Annotated in this window: 6 protein-coding genes and 2 tRNA genes; 6 read left to right on the top strand and 2 right to left on the bottom strand. The window is 63.4% G+C overall.

The features are described 5' to 3' along the window. The first annotated feature begins 1 nt into the window (after nt 1). From AC3WQY_RS00970 to AC3WQY_RS00945, 6 genes are all read left to right on the top strand, one after another. Nucleotides 2-2,854: a DUF8741 domain-containing protein gene (locus AC3WQY_RS00970; protein WP_492705063.1), complete on the top strand. Its 2,853-nt coding sequence runs from the start codon at nt 2-4 to the stop codon at nt 2,852-2,854. Between the two features lie 4 nt (nt 2,855-2,858). Next, nucleotides 2,859-7,832: an Eco57I restriction-modification methylase domain-containing protein gene (locus tag AC3WQY_RS00965; protein WP_492705061.1), complete on the top strand. Its 4,974-nt coding sequence runs from the start codon at nt 2,859-2,861 to the stop codon at nt 7,830-7,832. A gap of 9 nt (nt 7,833-7,841) precedes the next feature. After that, complete coding sequence (locus AC3WQY_RS00960) at nt 7,842-9,824, top strand: hypothetical protein (protein WP_492705059.1); 1,983 nt, start codon at nt 7,842-7,844, stop codon at nt 9,822-9,824. Then, nucleotides 9,821-10,708: a Hachiman antiphage defense system protein HamA gene (locus tag AC3WQY_RS00955; RefSeq protein WP_492705057.1), complete on the top strand. Its 888-nt coding sequence runs from the start codon at nt 9,821-9,823 to the stop codon at nt 10,706-10,708. The genes AC3WQY_RS00960 and AC3WQY_RS00955 overlap by 4 nt, the downstream gene beginning before the upstream one ends. Then, complete coding sequence (locus AC3WQY_RS00950) at nt 10,698-13,835, top strand: DEAD/DEAH box helicase (protein WP_492705055.1); 3,138 nt, start codon at nt 10,698-10,700, stop codon at nt 13,833-13,835. Before AC3WQY_RS00955 ends, AC3WQY_RS00950 begins: the two co-directional genes overlap by 11 nt. Before the next feature lie 140 nt (nt 13,836-13,975). Then, nucleotides 13,976-14,698: an HNH endonuclease gene (locus tag AC3WQY_RS00945; protein ID WP_492705053.1), complete on the top strand. Its 723-nt coding sequence runs from the start codon at nt 13,976-13,978 to the stop codon at nt 14,696-14,698. 35 nt (nt 14,699-14,733) lie between these two features. Here the strand turns inward: AC3WQY_RS00945 and AC3WQY_RS00940 are convergent. Both AC3WQY_RS00940 and AC3WQY_RS00935 read right to left on the bottom strand, forming a co-directional pair. Then, nucleotides 14,734-14,820, bottom strand: a tRNA-Leu gene (locus tag AC3WQY_RS00940). 259 nt (nt 14,821-15,079) lie between these two features. After that, nucleotides 15,080-15,155: transfer RNA gene (locus AC3WQY_RS00935), tRNA-Gly, on the bottom strand. Nucleotides 15,156-15,161 lie beyond the last annotated feature (6 nt).

Here is a 15,161-nt window from a genome sequence, read left to right as displayed (position 1 = left end):
TATGAATGCTCCAACGCCGGAATTCCTTCCGGGCAGCCTGGTTGCTGCGCGCGGCCGTGAATGGATAGTCCTTCCGGAATCCGACCAGCAAACCCTGCGCCTGCGCCCCTTGGGTGGTGGCGAGCGTGACGAGACGCTCATCTATTTGCCCTTGGAGCGCCAGCCCGTCCAGCCTGCCACCTTCCCCTGGCCCAGCGTGACCCAGGCGCGCAACCACTCAGCCAGCCAGCTGCTGCTGGACGCTCTGCAGCTCAAGCTGCGCAGCGGTGCCGGCCCCTTCCGCAGCTTCGGCAACATCGCCGTGGAGCCGCGCGCCTACCAGCTGGTGCCGCTGCTGATGGCGTTGAAGCTGCCCACGGTGCGCCTGCTGATTGCCGACGACGTCGGTATCGGCAAGACCATCGAAGGGGCACTCATCGCCCGGGAACTGCTCGACCGCGGTGAAGTCCAGCGATTGGCGGTTCTGTGTCCGCCGCATCTGTGCGAGCAGTGGCAGCGCGAGCTGGCCGAGCGCTTTCACATACCTGCCGTAGTGGTGCGTTCCAACAGCGCCGACCGCCTAGAGCGCGACTTGCCGCCCGGTACGTCGGTCTTCCACGCCCACCCCTACACGGTGGTGAGCCTGGACTACATCAAGTCCGAACGCCGCCGCGAGGCGTTCCAGCGCTTCTGCCCCGAGTTCGTCATCGTCGATGAGGCCCACACCTGTACCCAGGCCGGCCAGGGGCGCCAACAGCGCCACCAACTGCTCAAAGGCTTGGCAGCCGATGCGACGCGTCATCTGGTCCTGTTGACCGCGACTCCGCACAGTGGCGATGAAGAGGCATTTTTCAACTTGCTGGGTCTGCTCGACCCTGACTTCACGCAACTGAAGGACTTGCCTGCTGGTCAGCGCACCGACCTGCGCGAAGAACTCTCGCGCCACTTCGTCCAGCGCCGCCGTCCTGACATCGCCGAGTGGCAAGACACCTCGATGTTCCCGGACCGCAAGTCAGCGGAAATCACCTACAAGCTCACCGGCGCCTGGGGCCAGCTCTTCAATGACGTGATGACCTATGCCCGCGAGCTGGTCGAGCGCTCCGAAGGCCAGGGCCTGCGCGAGCAGCGCATGAACTGGTGGGCGGCCCTCGCGCTGCTGCGCTGCATCTCGTCTTCCCCGGCCGCAGCGGTCAACGCGTTGCGCACCCGCTTGCAGGGTTCTCTTGGTGAAACGGGGCAGACCGAAGCTACGTCGCTCGAAGAGTTTGAGGCCCAGGCCACCGACCGAGTGCTCGACGGCACGGACGATGCCCTGTCGACTGACGACATCGAGCCAGGCGCCAGAACCGAGGACAGCCAGCGCCTGGAGGCCCTGATGGCCAGTGCTGCGGCTCTGGCCGGTCAGCAGAACGACCCCAAACTTGCCAAGCTGCAGGAGCACGTTGCTCTGCTCTTGAAGGAAGGCTTTCAGCCCGTCGTCTTCTGCCGCTACATCGCTACAGCGCATTACCTGGCCGCTGCTCTGCAGGACAAGTTCAAGTCCGCCACCGTCAAGGCAGTGACCGGCGAACTCACTCCCGACGAGCGTGAAGCTGCTGTCGAGCAACTGGGCGAGGGCGAGGTCCGCATCCTCGTCGCTACTGACTGCCTGTCCGAAGGTATCAACCTGCAAGGCCTGTTCACAGCGGTCATCCACTACGACCTCAGCTGGAATCCGACCCGTCACGAGCAGCGCGAAGGACGCGTGGACCGCTTCGGGCAGAAGGCACGGGAAGTGCGCAGCACCATGCTGTACGGCGAGGACAACCCCGTCGACGGCGCGGTGCTGCAGGTCATCCTGCGGAAGGCCGAGAGCATCCGGAAGGAGCTGGGCGTGCTAGTGCCGATGCCCGACAACGAGGGCAAGCTCACGCAGGCGTTGATGAACGCAGTGCTGCTACGCAAAGGCCACTTGAACGCCCAATCGCAGCTGGACCTGTTTGGTGAACCTGCCAAGGACATCGACCTCGCCTGGCAAAGTGCCAAAGAGAAGGCCAAGCAAAACCGCAGCATCTTTGCCCAGCGCCGCTTGAAGCCCGAAGACGTGCTGCCTGAGTGGCGCAAGTCTGCCGCCGTGCTGGGTGGCGAAGCCGAAGTCGAGCGCTTTGTCAGCCGCGCCGTGGCCCAACTCGGTGCGCCGCTGCAACCAGTGAAGCAGCACTTCAAGCTTCTGACCGAACACCTACCGGCCACAGTACGTGAGCGCCTGGCCGCCGAAGGCCTGGCGAATACCTTGCGCATCGACTTCCACCAACCCGCTGCCCAGGGTGCAACCTTCGTTCACCGTACGCACCCGCTGGTGTCCGTCCTGGCCGATACGTTGCTCGAACAGGCACTGGACGATGCAAGCGTTGCGTCCGATGACGCCGCCGTCGCCCGCGCAGGCGCCGCCTTCGTGCAAGGCGTTCCGCTCAAGACCACCGTGCTGCTGCTGCGCATCCGACATCAGCTCACCGTTACCCATGGCAGCCAGACCCGCCTGCTGATGTGCGAGGAAGCCGTCGCCGTGGCCGCCAGTGGCTCTGAGCCCTTTGCCGAACTAGACCTTGATTTGACTCGCCAGCTGCTGGGCGCTGAAGCCACTCGCAACATGCCGCTACCGCTGCGCGACCGTCAACTGCAGACAGCCCTCGACGCCCTGCCCGGCTGGCAGCCCCAGTTGGAAGCCTTGGCTAAGGCCCGAGCTCAGGCGCTGCTGGCCGACCACCGCCGCGTGCGCGAAGCCGCGGAAGGTCGCGGCAGCTACCAGGCCACCGCCAGCCTGCCTGTTGATGTGATGGGCCTGTACGTGCTGCTGCCGGATGCCGGGGCTGCCAACAACGCTATGGGAGCCTGAGACCATGGCCAAGAAGCCTCTCCACCAGCTCGCCTACCGCGCCATACGCATCGAAGGCGGCCTCATCCCCGCCGAGGAGCTGACGCGCCTGACCCTGCTGGCTGACGCCAAGGGTAGTGAACAGACGGAAGCGCAGTACCGCATCGCCAAGGGCCTGAAGCTGCGGGACGAAATCGCCCGTGACTTCAAGATTGCGCTGAACCTCTGGCAGGACTTCCAATCGCTGCGCAAGCGCCAGGACGTGCAGGCCCACGACGTCACCGTGCGTGAATGGCTGTTGCCGCTTCTGCGTGATGTGCTGCACTTCCATGACGCTGCACGCTGCCCGGCAATTCAACATGCTGGCCATCAGTACGCCATCGGGCATGCGGGCACCGGCGGACGGGTGCCGTTGGTTTTCGCCGGCTTCGACCAGCCGCTGGACAGCGCCGCCGAGCGCTTCGGCGAGACCAACCCCGACACCGGCAAGACACGCCGCCGCAGCCCATTCATGCTGGCGCAGGAGGCGCTGAACGCCAGCGATGCGTCGCTGTGGGCCATCGTCAGCAACGGCCTGACGCTGCGCATCCTGCGTGACAACGCCAGCCTCACGCGCCCGGCCTACATTGAGGTCGACCTTGAGGCGCTGTTCACTGAGGAACTGCTGGCTGATTTCAGCGCCTTCTGGCTGCTGGCCCATGCCTCACGCTTCGGCGCCGCCGAGACGCCGCCCACCAATTGCCCCTGGGAGCGTTGGCGCGCCGCAGGTCAGCAAGCAGGCGTCACAGTGCGCGGCAAACTGCGCTACCAGGTGGCCGAGGCACTGCGGGCCCTAGGCACCGGCTTCCTCTCGCACCCGGCGAACGGCGCCCTGCGCGCCGCACTGCAGAGCACCCAGGATGGCTACGACCGCCAAGCCTTCTTCGAAGAGCTGCTGCGCATGGTCTATCGCTTCATCTTCCTGGCCACTGTGGAAGACCGCCGAGACCGCGGCACCGGCGAGCGCCTGGTCTTCGCCCCCGACGCCAGCGACGAGGCCAAGGCCCGCTACCTGGCGGGCTACTCGCTCACCTGGCTGCGCGACCGCGCTGTACGCCGCAGCCAGAACGACCGCCATGCCGACCTTTGGCAGGCGCTGACCATCACATTCGGCTCGCTGGCCGGTGGGCAACCAGCCCTGGGCCTGCCAGCCCTGGGCGGCCTGTTCGATGCCGACCAGTGTCCGCGCCTGGACGCCGCTCAGCTGGACAACCGCCACCTGCTGGCCGCCGTATTCCAGCTTGGCTGGTTCCGCGCCGACGGTGGCCTGTCGCGCGTCAACTACCGAGACATGGGCCCCGAGGAGCTGGGCAGCGTCTACGAGAGCCTGCTGGAGCTGGTGCCCGACCTGCAGGGCTTGGCATCGCCAGCCACGGCGCGCTTGGCCTTCGTCGGCGACGACGAGAGCGATGCCAGCACCAAGGGCAACACCCGCAAGCTCACCGGCAGCTACTACACGCCCGACAGCCTGGTGCAGGAGCTTATCAAGAGCGCGCTGGAGCCCGTCATCGCGCAGACGGTGAAGGCCAACCCCGAGCGCCCGGTGGAGGCGCTGCTCGGGCTCACCGTGTGCGACCCTGCATGCGGCAGCGGTCACTTCCTGCTGTCCGCCGGGCGGCGATTGGCCGACGAGGTGGCGCTGCATCGGGCGGCGGCCGAGCGCGAAGGCGGCGCTCCTACGCCCTCCGACTACCGCCACGCGCTGCGCGACGTGGTGAGCCACTGCCTCTATGGTGTGGACAAGAATCCCATGGCCATCCAGTTGGCCAAGACGGCACTGTGGCTGGAGGCCTACTCGCCCGACCGGCCACTGAGCTTTGTGGACCACCATCTGCGCGTGGGCGATGCGCTGCTGGGGGTGCTGGACCCCAAGGTGCTGGAAGACGGTATTCCCGATGAGGCCTACACCGCGCTCTCGGGAGACGACAAGGCCGTGGCCAGCGCCCTGAAGAAGCAGAACAAGGCCGACCTGAAGAGCTGGCGCCAGATTGCCGGCGGCGACCTGCTGACCCAGGCCGGCCTGGCTGCGCAGGCTGTCAGCGTCGAGACCCTGGACGACGACACGCCTGACCACCTAGCCGCCAAACGCCAAGCCTGGGCCACTGCACAGGCCGAAGCGCAGCGCAGCCCTTTCGCCCGGTTGGCCGACACCTACGTGGCCGCGTTCCTGGCGCCCAAGCTAGCCGGTGCTGGCGAGACGGTGCCACTGTCGGGATACCTGTGGGGCGTGCTGAGCGGTCAGGCACCCAAGGCCGAGGTGGAACATGCCGCCCAGGACCTGTGCCGACAGCACGGCGTATTCCACTGGTGGCTGGCCTTCCCGCAGGTGGCGGCGGCCGGCGGCTTCAGCGTCATGCTGGGCAACCCGCCGTGGGAGCGCATCAAGCTGCAGGAGGAAGAGTTCTTCGCCACGCGCAGCCCGCTGGTGGCGATGGCCAAGAACAAGGCCGAGCGCACTCAGCGCATTGAGTGGTTGCGCGAGGGCGTGCTTCTGCACCGCGTGAATCCCGACCTGGAGCGCGCCGAGGGTCTAACGCCCCCCAACCGTGCCGAGATGGCGCTGCACGCCAGCTTCATCGCCACGCGTCGGGGTGCAGAAGCTGCCAGCCTCTATGCCCATGACAGCCGACGCTTCCCACTCACTGGCGTCGGCGACGTCAACACCTATGCGCTTTTTGCCGAAACCTTTCTGCAATGCACCGCACCAGACGGGCGAGCGGGCTTCATCGTGCCGACAGGCATAGCCACTGATGATTCGACAAAGCATTACTTCGATGCCATCTCGCAGGGCCGCTTGGTTAGCCTGTTGGACCTGCGTACTGGGCCTGGGCTGTTCTCCGAAATCGGGCATCAGCGATTCAAGTTCTGCCTCCTAACCTTGGGTTCCGCGCCATCGGCGGACTTTGCGTTCTTCGCTTTGCAGGTGGACGAACTGGCTGACCACCGCCGTCACTTCCAGCTGACGCCGGACGAATTCGCCCTCATAAACCCGAATACCCGCACTTGCCCTGTGTTCCGTAGCGAACGTGACGCTGAACTCACCAAGAAGCTCTACCGCGCAGCGCCCGTGCTCATCGCCGAGAGGGTGACCGATGACGACGGCAAGTTGTTGCGACCTGAGGTGAACCCCTGGGGCATCTCGTTTCAGCGCATGCTGGACATGTCTAACGACAGCGGTCTGTTCATGGACAAGCCTGCCGCTGCAGGCCAGTCCTTACGCCTGCCGCTGTACGAGGCGAAGATGATTCACCAGTTCGACCACCGTTGGGCGACCTATGTGGACGCCACCAACGGCGCTATGGGCGAAGTGGAAACTACCGACGTGGGCGATACACAGAAGGCCGACCCCACCTGCGCCGTGCGCCCTCGCTACTGGGTCGACGAGCGCGAGGTGCTCGCCCGCATCGCGCGCGTGCCCACGCGAGTGGCGCGTACTTGGCTAGGACTACACGTCGCGCGAGATGCAGGCGACGCAACCGCCCTTGATGCCGCGCTGGTCGACCTGCTGCTGGCACTGGCCCAGTGGGTAGCCGGCGAGATATTCCACCGCACTGCGGGGCCGGCGCCTGCCGCAGACGGCTGGACACCGACACAAGCCCATCCCCACATCGCTCCCACCGAACTGCAACTCAAGTCGGGCTTCCCGCGCCTGAACGACATGCTTCGCAGCGAGGGTCTGACGACCAAGAAGGCCCTGGCCGACATCCCAAAGTGGGCAACGCAGAACCAGGACGCTCGACTGACAGACGACGAGTTGGCGGCTCTGGCTGGCGCGCTACCAACGGTTTCGCTGGCTGAGGTGCTGCAGTCGCTACTTGACCGCTGGATGGACATCCGCAGTCCGCGCTGGTTGATGGGTTGGCGGGACATCTGTCGCAGCACCGACGAGCGCACAGTGATTGCATCGGTAGTGCCGCGGGCCGGTGTGGGCAACAAGATGCCGCTGTTCTTCGTGAGCGGCGGCATCACAGCTGCTTCTACGGCCGCCCTTCTTGGCAGTCTGTCATCGTTGACACTGGATTTCGCCGCGCGTCAAAAGCTTGGAGGCACTACGTTGAACTACTTCTACCTGAAGCAGTTCCCGGTCATGCCTCCTGACCGCTACACCCCGGCCAACCTCGCATTCATCGTCCCCCGCGTCCTCGAACTCACCTACACGGCGCACGACCTGCAGGAATGGGGCCAGGACCTCGCCCTCTACGACCCGCGCCCTGCCGCCGAGCGGGGTCAGCCGTTCGGCTGGAACCCCGAGCGCCGAGCCCAACTGCGTGCGGAGCTCGATGCCTACTACGCCCGCCTCTACGGCCTCACCCGCGACGAGCTGCGTTACATCCTCGACCCCAAGGACGTGATGGGCGCGGACTACCCCAGTGAGACCTTCCGGGTACTGAAGGAAGGCGAGATTCGAGCCTACGGTGAGTACCGAACGCGCCGGTTGGTGCTGGAGGCGTGGGACCAGCAGGCGAGCATGTCGTCGGCAGTGCAGCAAGCGCCGGTTTCGTACTCCGGGCTCGGGATGATTCGAAATGCCGACGAAGGCAGGCTGGCCGGCTTGGTGGCGGCACTGGTCGCCGAGCGAACGGACGGCAGTTCGCTGACAGACATTCAGTCAGCGGTGGCTGCGTTCGCGGCGGCAGCGCACTACCTGCCCCCTGTCGACAGTGCGCGCTTCGACGCTCTGCGAGGTTCCCTCGGAATCGCGGACGTGGCGCCGCTCCTGAGTCGCGTCCTGCCTATCGTTCAGCGATTGACTGACGTTGGCGTCCTCGTGCGTTCAACCTGGGGCGGTGAGGCCTTCTACGCGCGCGGCGCCGACACGCCACCCGGCGATGTCATCCAGCTGCCGGAGCACACCGAGGCTGCTCGGTTGCTGTGGCTGGCCGAGAGCCGGCGCCTGGCGTCAGAGGTCGAGAAGACCGGGGCAACGAACGCAAGCCCCAAGGCCACAGGCACACAGTAAGAGGACGCCATGTCAACCTGGCTCAAGGCAAGTAAACCGGTCCGCACGCAGCCCAGGCTTTGGGTTGAAACGATGTGGCTGGTCGAATCCCGTGAGCCGTTGGTGCTGACGCGCACCATCAACTTTCACACCGGGCTGAACATCGTCTGGGCCAAGGAGTCCACATCGAACGACGCCTCGGGCTTGGCGAGCGCAGGCCACGGCGTGGGCAAGACTTCGCTGTGCCTGTTGCTGAGATACGTGCTGGGTGACGATGCGCCGGCCATCGCCACGCTGCGGAGCAAGGCGGCGGGCAGTTTTCCCAAGGGCGGAGTGGCGGCGAAGGTCCATGTGGATGGCACCGCCTGGCTGGTCTTCCGACCGTACGGCTTGTACAGCCACTCCCTGGCCGCTCAGTGCGATGCGTTGGACCAGTTGCTTGATGGCACCTCGCCGAATGACTTCGATGGCTACAGCCAAGCGCTGGAGCTGTTTTTCATCGGCCGACTTGCGGCCCGCTCCTTGCCAGGAACGAACCAGCCGCTCGAGTGGCGTCATCTGCTGGCCTGGTGCATCCGGGAACAACGAACTCGCTTCGACGGCTTCTACCACTGGCGCGAAGGCGAAGGCTTGGGCTTCAAGCGCTCACGGCGCGACCCACCGCTGCTGGTCGGCTCGGTGTTGGGTCTGGTGGACCAACAGTTGGACCAGTTGTTGCGTGAAATCGAGGCCAAGCAGAAGCAAGTTGACCAGGCCAAGGAGCGAATCCCAGAGCTTGAGCGAGCGCCGGCCTTCGCCTTGGCTCACGCAGACCGCCAGCTGCGTCTGCGAGTACGGGCGGAAGAGGACGAACCCGTCTTCGCGAGCACGGTCGGGGAATCAGTGGAATCTCGTGTTCAAGCAGCCCTGCAGGCCGCCGAGGAGGACGAGAAGCGATGGGAGCTCGAGGTAGTTCAGGCGGAGGATGCTCAGGCGGAAGAACAGGTGCGCCTGTACGAGCTGAATAAGGCCCGCGAACTGGCAAAGCTTGACACGGAAATCGCCAAGGCCCTTGTCGACGCCAAACGCGATGACTTCGAGCGGCTGAGCAAGGTCCGAGACCGGCTGGCTGGCCTGGAGGGGCGATGCGACCCCGGGAACGTCGAGTTCAGCGCGTGCGAGTACGTCCAGAAGAACAAGAGTGCCGTCAACATGGCCTGGTTCCAGGACGGTCGGCAGGCCCAGGCAGACGCCTCCTTGTTTGCTGCACGCCATCAGGCCAGCATGACTGCGTTCGACAAGACCGAGAAGGCGGTCGCAGACCAGCAGCAGCTAATCTCCAAGAAAAAGACCGAACTTCACCGGCTGCGCGTTCGCATCGCCACCAGCGAGAGCGCGCGGACGTTCTTGAAGCAATCCTGGGACGAGCTTCAGCTGAAGCACACCCAAAGAACCCAGGGCGGCGACACGACCGAGCTCGTCGAAGCGCGGAAGCAACTTCAGGGGTTCGAATCAGCGCTGGACTCTCTTCGAGCGGCCGAGGTCAGTCGGCGGTCTCAGCAGTCATCGAGAGTCGACGCCCTCAAGGCCCTGACGGCCACCGTATCGACCAGGCTCCTCGGTGCCGCCGGACACGCGCGATTCGTCCCAGGGCATGAGGTCCGCCCCTTCGAAGTGGCGCGTGGCGGCGAAGCCTACCAGGTCCTGGAGGTGCTACTCGGCGACATCGTCTGCTTGCTCGACTCAGCTACGTCGGACGCCAGCCATCATCCAGGTTTCCTGGTTCACGACTGCCCAAGAGAGGCCGACATGAGCGAGCTCCTGTATCGGGAGTTCTTCCTCGCCGCGGCCGAGGCTGCCGAGCAGCTAGGCAAAGGCAACGAAGTTCCATTTCAGTTCATCGTTACAACGACATCCGCGCCGCCTCTTGTTCTTCAGGGGGAGCAAGTTGTGGTGCTTGAACTGGAACCTGGCGTCGAAGAGAAGCTGCTCTTCCGTCGTGAACTGCAGCCCCTGCTCTCTGATTTTGAATGATGCACACAACTGAACCTTCGGGTGCCGACGAGTCTGAGGCGGCAGCGAAGAAGGCCGGCGCCTCAAACCGAGACGCCAAGCCCGCCTACCTTCAGCATCTCAAGCTTGCCGAGCCACTTACGCTGGATGGCGGAGAGCAGTGCGAGGTCTGGGACCTGGAGGTAGCTGCTGACGCAGCGTGCCTAAGTGAGTGGGCCGGCCGATTCCGCCAGACCTACTGCAGAGACAGTGACATCGACATCCTTCGCGCAGGCACCGGCAAGTCACGAGCCGAGTACCTGTTGGAGTTGGTCTTCCCGGACAAGAGCGCACCGCCAGGGCCAGGCGTCCGTTCAGGCGACTTTGCGGAGCTTCTAGTCTCCGACTATGTCGAGTTCATCCTCGGCTACTGGGTGCCGCGTGGCAAGTACGCCGAGAAGGGAAGCCGAAATGAGTCGGTCAAAGGCGTTGACATCGTCGGATTCAAATGTCCCGACGCGAGGCAGCCGAGACCGACCGACGAGATGTTGACCTTCGAGGCGAAAGCTCAACTCGGTGATGGCAAGTACAAGGGTCGGCTTCAGGACGCGGTAGACGACTCGGGCAAAGACTATCTGAGGGCAGGCGAGACCTTGGCCGCGATGAAGCGCCGCATGCACGTCTCTGGCGAGCGTGCGTCGATGCTGGTCGTGGAGCGATTTCAGAACGCCGTCGACCGACCCTATCGGCTTCTCTCAGGTGCGGCAGCAATTCTTTCCGGTGACGCGTTCGACGCCGATGGCATCAAGGGAACCGCCACCACCAAACACAACAACGCAGGCAACCTGAAGCTGATTGCAATCAAAGGCAAAGACCTGATGACACTGGCACACGCCTTGTACCAGCGAGCTGCTGATGAAGCCTGAATTCAACAGTCGTCGGTACTTCGGCATCACTCGGTCCAAGGGGAAGATGTACGAGCTAGGGCTGCCTGAAGAGTCGCACATCGCCGTGCCGGAAGGGGTAGACCCTGCCGCCCTGTTTCCACTGTCTATCGGGACACTGGTAGATGCGTCGGCAGCGCTCAATGACGCCGGAGACGTCCAGAGTGGATTGGCCGAGGACCTTTTGGACGACATCGGCTTTGCGGCGAGCTTCTTTGATGCCTACTTGAGCTCCCGGTTCGATACCGAGGTTTCGCGGGAGGTTACGCTGCTCGCATCTGCAAGCTACTTCTTGGGCCAGCGCCCGGGGAGCAGTCTGGTGCTTGCGCGGCGGCTACAGGCAGACGGTGCCAATGCGATTGAGCAGTTGACGGCCTGGGCATTGCAGGCTGACTGGCGTCAGCCGCCTGGCTTGGCGGCGCACTGGCTGACTGGGCTGCTTTACGAACTTTCCATCCGCCTGATGGGCCACTTCAACGACGGCATGCCACCCGAGCCAGTCGTCGAGTTGCTGAACGAGGTCCGTCGCTTGACCTACGCGAGCGGCACGTCACAGGAAGTCGTTCTCGCGGAGGTTGCATCCGCGGTGGTTAAGCTGCGCTTGGCAGGCTCAGCTTGGGCACTGATGCCCGGGTTCAGTGGCCTGGGTGGTGCGTCTTGGGCGGATGCAATCCGTCGTCCAGGCTTCCCCAAGGAGCTCTGGCCGTCCCAAAGGTTGCTTGGCAAGGCCGGACTCTTCGCTGGGAGGTCTGGCGTTGTTCAGATGCCGACAAGCGCGGGCAAGACGCGCTCGGTCGAAGTCATTCTCCGCAGCGCATTCCTGGCCGACCGGACGCGCGTCGCGGTACTCGTCGCACCGTTCCGCGCGCTGTGCCATGAGATTGCTGCTTCTCTCCGCCTCGCGTTCAAGGGCGAGGACGTCAAGGTCAACGAGCTTTCTGATGCTCTACAACTGGACTTTGTCGACCAGTTAGCAGAATTGCTTGGCCAGGCGTCTCCGACAACGCGCCACTTGATGGTGTTGACACCCGAGAAACTGCTGTATGTGCTCAGGCAAGAGCCGACCTTGGTTGAGCACATCGGCATGGTGGTCTACGACGAGGGGCACCAATTCGACACCGGACCACGCGGCATCACTTACGAACTGCTGCTGACAGAAATTAAAGCGCTGCTAAGTCCATCGGCGCAGACCGTACTCATCTCCGCGGTCATCAAGAACGCCATAGCGGTCGGCACGTGGCTCATCGGCGCCGAGCCCAACGTCGTCGACGGCACGGGCCTGTTGTCTACAGCCCGCTCGGTTGCGTTCGCGACATGGAGCGAGCGGCTCGGGCAGCTATTGTTCTTCGAGTCTGGCAGCTATGCTCGGCCAGACTACTTCGTTCCGCGAAGCATCGAGTCCCAGGAACTGGAGCTCCGAGGAAGGGAGCGAAATCCGCGCGTCTTCCCGGCAAAAGGGGACGACGCATGGAAGGACGTGTCCCTCTACCTGGGAATTCGGTTGGCGCCAAATGGTGCGGCGGCCATATTCTGTGGGCGGAAGGACACCGCCAGTGGATTGGCAGCGCGCGCAGTGGAGGTGTACGAGCGAGGGTTCAACTTGCCGCCCCCTGCAACAGCCTCAGACGTCAATGAGATTCAACGCCTGACGCATCTGGCCACGCAGCACTTCGGCGAGGACTCGATGGTGGCGAAGGCTGCTGCGCTCGGTGTGTTTGTTCACCACGGAACGACGCCCCAAGGACTGCGCCTGTCCATTGAGCATGCGATGCAGGGCGAGCTCATCAAGTTGGTGATTTGCACGTCGACGTTGGCTCAAGGCGTCAACTTGCCGATTCGGTACCTCATTGTGTCTGGGGTAAACCAAGGCGCTGAGCGCATCAAGACGCGGGACTTCCAGAATTTGATTGGCCGCGCCGGCCGTGCAGGCATGCATACTGAAGGACTCGTCCTCTTCGCGGACCCCAAGGTCATCGACAACCGTCAAACCGAACGGTGGCGCCTGGACGCGGCGGTCGGGCTGTTAAAGCCGGAAAACTCTGAGGAAACGTCGAGCTCGCTTCTCGAATTGCTGGCACCCATCTTTTCGCCTGATGGCAGGTACGCCCTGCCAGCCCCAATGGCCGACGTGCTGCAGGCCTATTTCAGACGTGGTGAGGAGTTACTCGCTTGGGCAACGGAGATGGCCGCCGCTCATCACCACCTTGGGTTCGACCAGCGGTTGCTGACGAGGGAGATTTCCAGGAGGCAAGCGCTACTTTCCGCCCTCGAAAGCTATCTGATGGCCAACCGTGGCGGCGAGAGCTTCGAAGCCGTGCTCCCCAGGGTGCGCGTCTTGGCCGCCTCGACGCTTGCCTACTCTCTAGCGGACGAGGCTACGAAGGCCTTGCTTGTGCATCTCTTTGAGTTGACCGCCGCATACATTGAGCAGTTGGTCCCCGAGCCTGCCCGACAGGCCGCATACGCGAAGACACTGCTGGGTGCGTTCGATTCGACGAAGGTGGAAGCCTGGGTTCTGGGGCATGCAGATGAATTGCGAGCTCTCGCGACAACCGATGAGTGGCTGCAAGCCATGTGGCCGCTTTTCAATGCTGTGGTTGACGAAAAGTTGCTAACGGGTATGGAACCCGCGGGCATCTCGATGCAGCTCGCGCAGGGATGGATGCGCGGGGATTCCTATCGGCAGCTAATTGATATGGCCACGGGTGCTGAGGCTTCAAAACCGTGGGGAGAAAACGGCCGGCGCAAGCTCACCGATGCTGATGTGCTTCAGTTCCTGGAGGGCTGCCTTGGTTTTGACTGTCCGCTGGTCGCTGCCGCCGTTGGTCAGTTCCTCTACGGGACGACGGGGCTCAATGGTGAGGAGGCTGTAGCGCTTAATGAGTTCCAAAAATCACTGGCGTACGGTCTGCCCAGCAAACTTTCAGTCTCGACCTACGAATCTGGTCTGGCTGACCGGCATATTGCCCAGGATGTCGCCATTGACATTTGGCTGGCCGGGTATGAAGGGACTTATTTCCGCGCCGCTCTGACTGAGTACCGCGAGGTGGTTGCCAACACACTGTCGGCCTATCCGTCTTACTTCGGCGTCGTGCTCAGAAGTCTCTGAGTCGTGGGGCTTGCCGCCTGTTTGTACCGTCTAGGGGAGAAAGTTCAGGATGACCGACTTACTGTTCAAAGAGGTTCAATATTCGCTGGGTCATCTCATCGGCGGTACCGGCCTCAGGCGCATCGGCCTTCCGCGAATTCATGAATCCGCTTGAACGTCTCCGCATCGAGAAGGCGGCCGCGGACTGCGGATTTGAGATGACGCCGTTGGACCGTGAAAGCGGGCTTGAGTTGCGGTCGGCCCACTTCCCCGAGGCGGTTGTAGTTCGCTCGGTCGGCGAGCTGCAATTTGAAGTTGCCGGACCGACCGAACTTGCACTTGACCCGGTTGCTCCGAATCGGCCAGTCAGCGCGCACGGCTACGAAGAACTCTACGAGCTGCTTCGTAAGGCAGCTTCGCGTGGCCGGACACTTCCAAACCGGATTGCTGATGCATTCCGACAGACGACGGCCGACATGCCCCGTGCCACCGAAGTGGACCGTCTCGTTGTGGCAAGAGTAGGTCAGGCCATGTTTCGCGCGGCCCTGCTGGATTACTGGCAAGGGCAATGCTGTGTCACAGGGCTGGACGTGCAGGAACTGCTCCGGGCTTCGCATATCAAGCCCTGGGCAAGTTGCGAGCAGGACGACGAGCGGCTCGACGTATTCAACGGGCTTCTCCTGGCGCCTCATCTGGACGCGCTATTCGACGCCGGCTGGATGACAGTCCGGCCTGACGGGGAAGTTGAGGTCTCCCCTGCCCTGCCCGAACATGCACGCGAGACGCTCGGCGTGAGTCACCCTCTCAAGGTTCTGCGAATCCGCACTGAGCATGCACCGTATCTCGCCTTTCACAGGAAGCACGTCTACCGACGCGGCCCGTGACGCCTTAGAGTCATTAACGAACAGCGCTCTCTTGCTGGTGCCCGGGACCGGACTCGAACCGGTACGCCCTTTCGAGCGGCGCATTTTAAGTGCGCTGTGTCTACCTATTTCACCACCCGGGCCGGGGTTCGCCATGTTGCCATGCCCGGGCATGGATAAAAAACGCGGGAAAACTGCGGGAAAATTTCCACGTTCCTCACATCTTCCTCAGGGCAGTTCTCCTGGGCAAATGTAGCAAATCTGGCAACCGAGGCGGCAAATTTTAAGTCCGCTGCGTCTACCAGTTTCACCACCCGGGCGGGCCTGCATTGCGCCGGATTATGACGGCGGCCTACGCAGCTGAAACGAAAAAGGGAAGCCGCTTGGCTTCCCTTTCGAACTTGGAGCGGGAGAAGAGTCTCGAACTCTCGACCTCAACCTTGGCAAGGTTGCGCTCTACCAACTGAGCTACTCCCGCAGTTGT

The sequence above is a fragment of the Roseateles sp. FW301-B2 genome, from assembly GCF_058788955.1.
The sequence above is the reverse complement of the archived record's forward strand: the minus strand, read 5'-3'. Positions and strand labels throughout refer to the sequence as shown.

Excerpts from the sequence above, each read along its gene's own strand:
- AC3WQY_RS00965 (WP_492705061.1), top strand. The coding sequence starts at position 2,859 with ATGGCCAAGAAGCCTCTCCACCAGCTCGCCTACCGCGCCATACGCATC.
- AC3WQY_RS00960 (WP_492705059.1), top strand. The coding sequence starts at position 7,842 with ATGTCAACCTGGCTCAAGGCAAGTAAACCGGTCCGCACGCAGCCCAGG.
- AC3WQY_RS00945 (WP_492705053.1), top strand. The coding sequence starts at position 13,976 with ATGAATCCGCTTGAACGTCTCCGCATCGAGAAGGCGGCCGCGGACTGC.
- AC3WQY_RS00955 (WP_492705057.1), top strand. The coding sequence starts at position 9,821 with ATGATGCACACAACTGAACCTTCGGGTGCCGACGAGTCTGAGGCGGCA.
- AC3WQY_RS00970 (WP_492705063.1), top strand. The coding sequence starts at position 2 with ATGAATGCTCCAACGCCGGAATTCCTTCCGGGCAGCCTGGTTGCTGCG.
- AC3WQY_RS00950 (WP_492705055.1), top strand. The coding sequence starts at position 10,698 with ATGAAGCCTGAATTCAACAGTCGTCGGTACTTCGGCATCACTCGGTCC.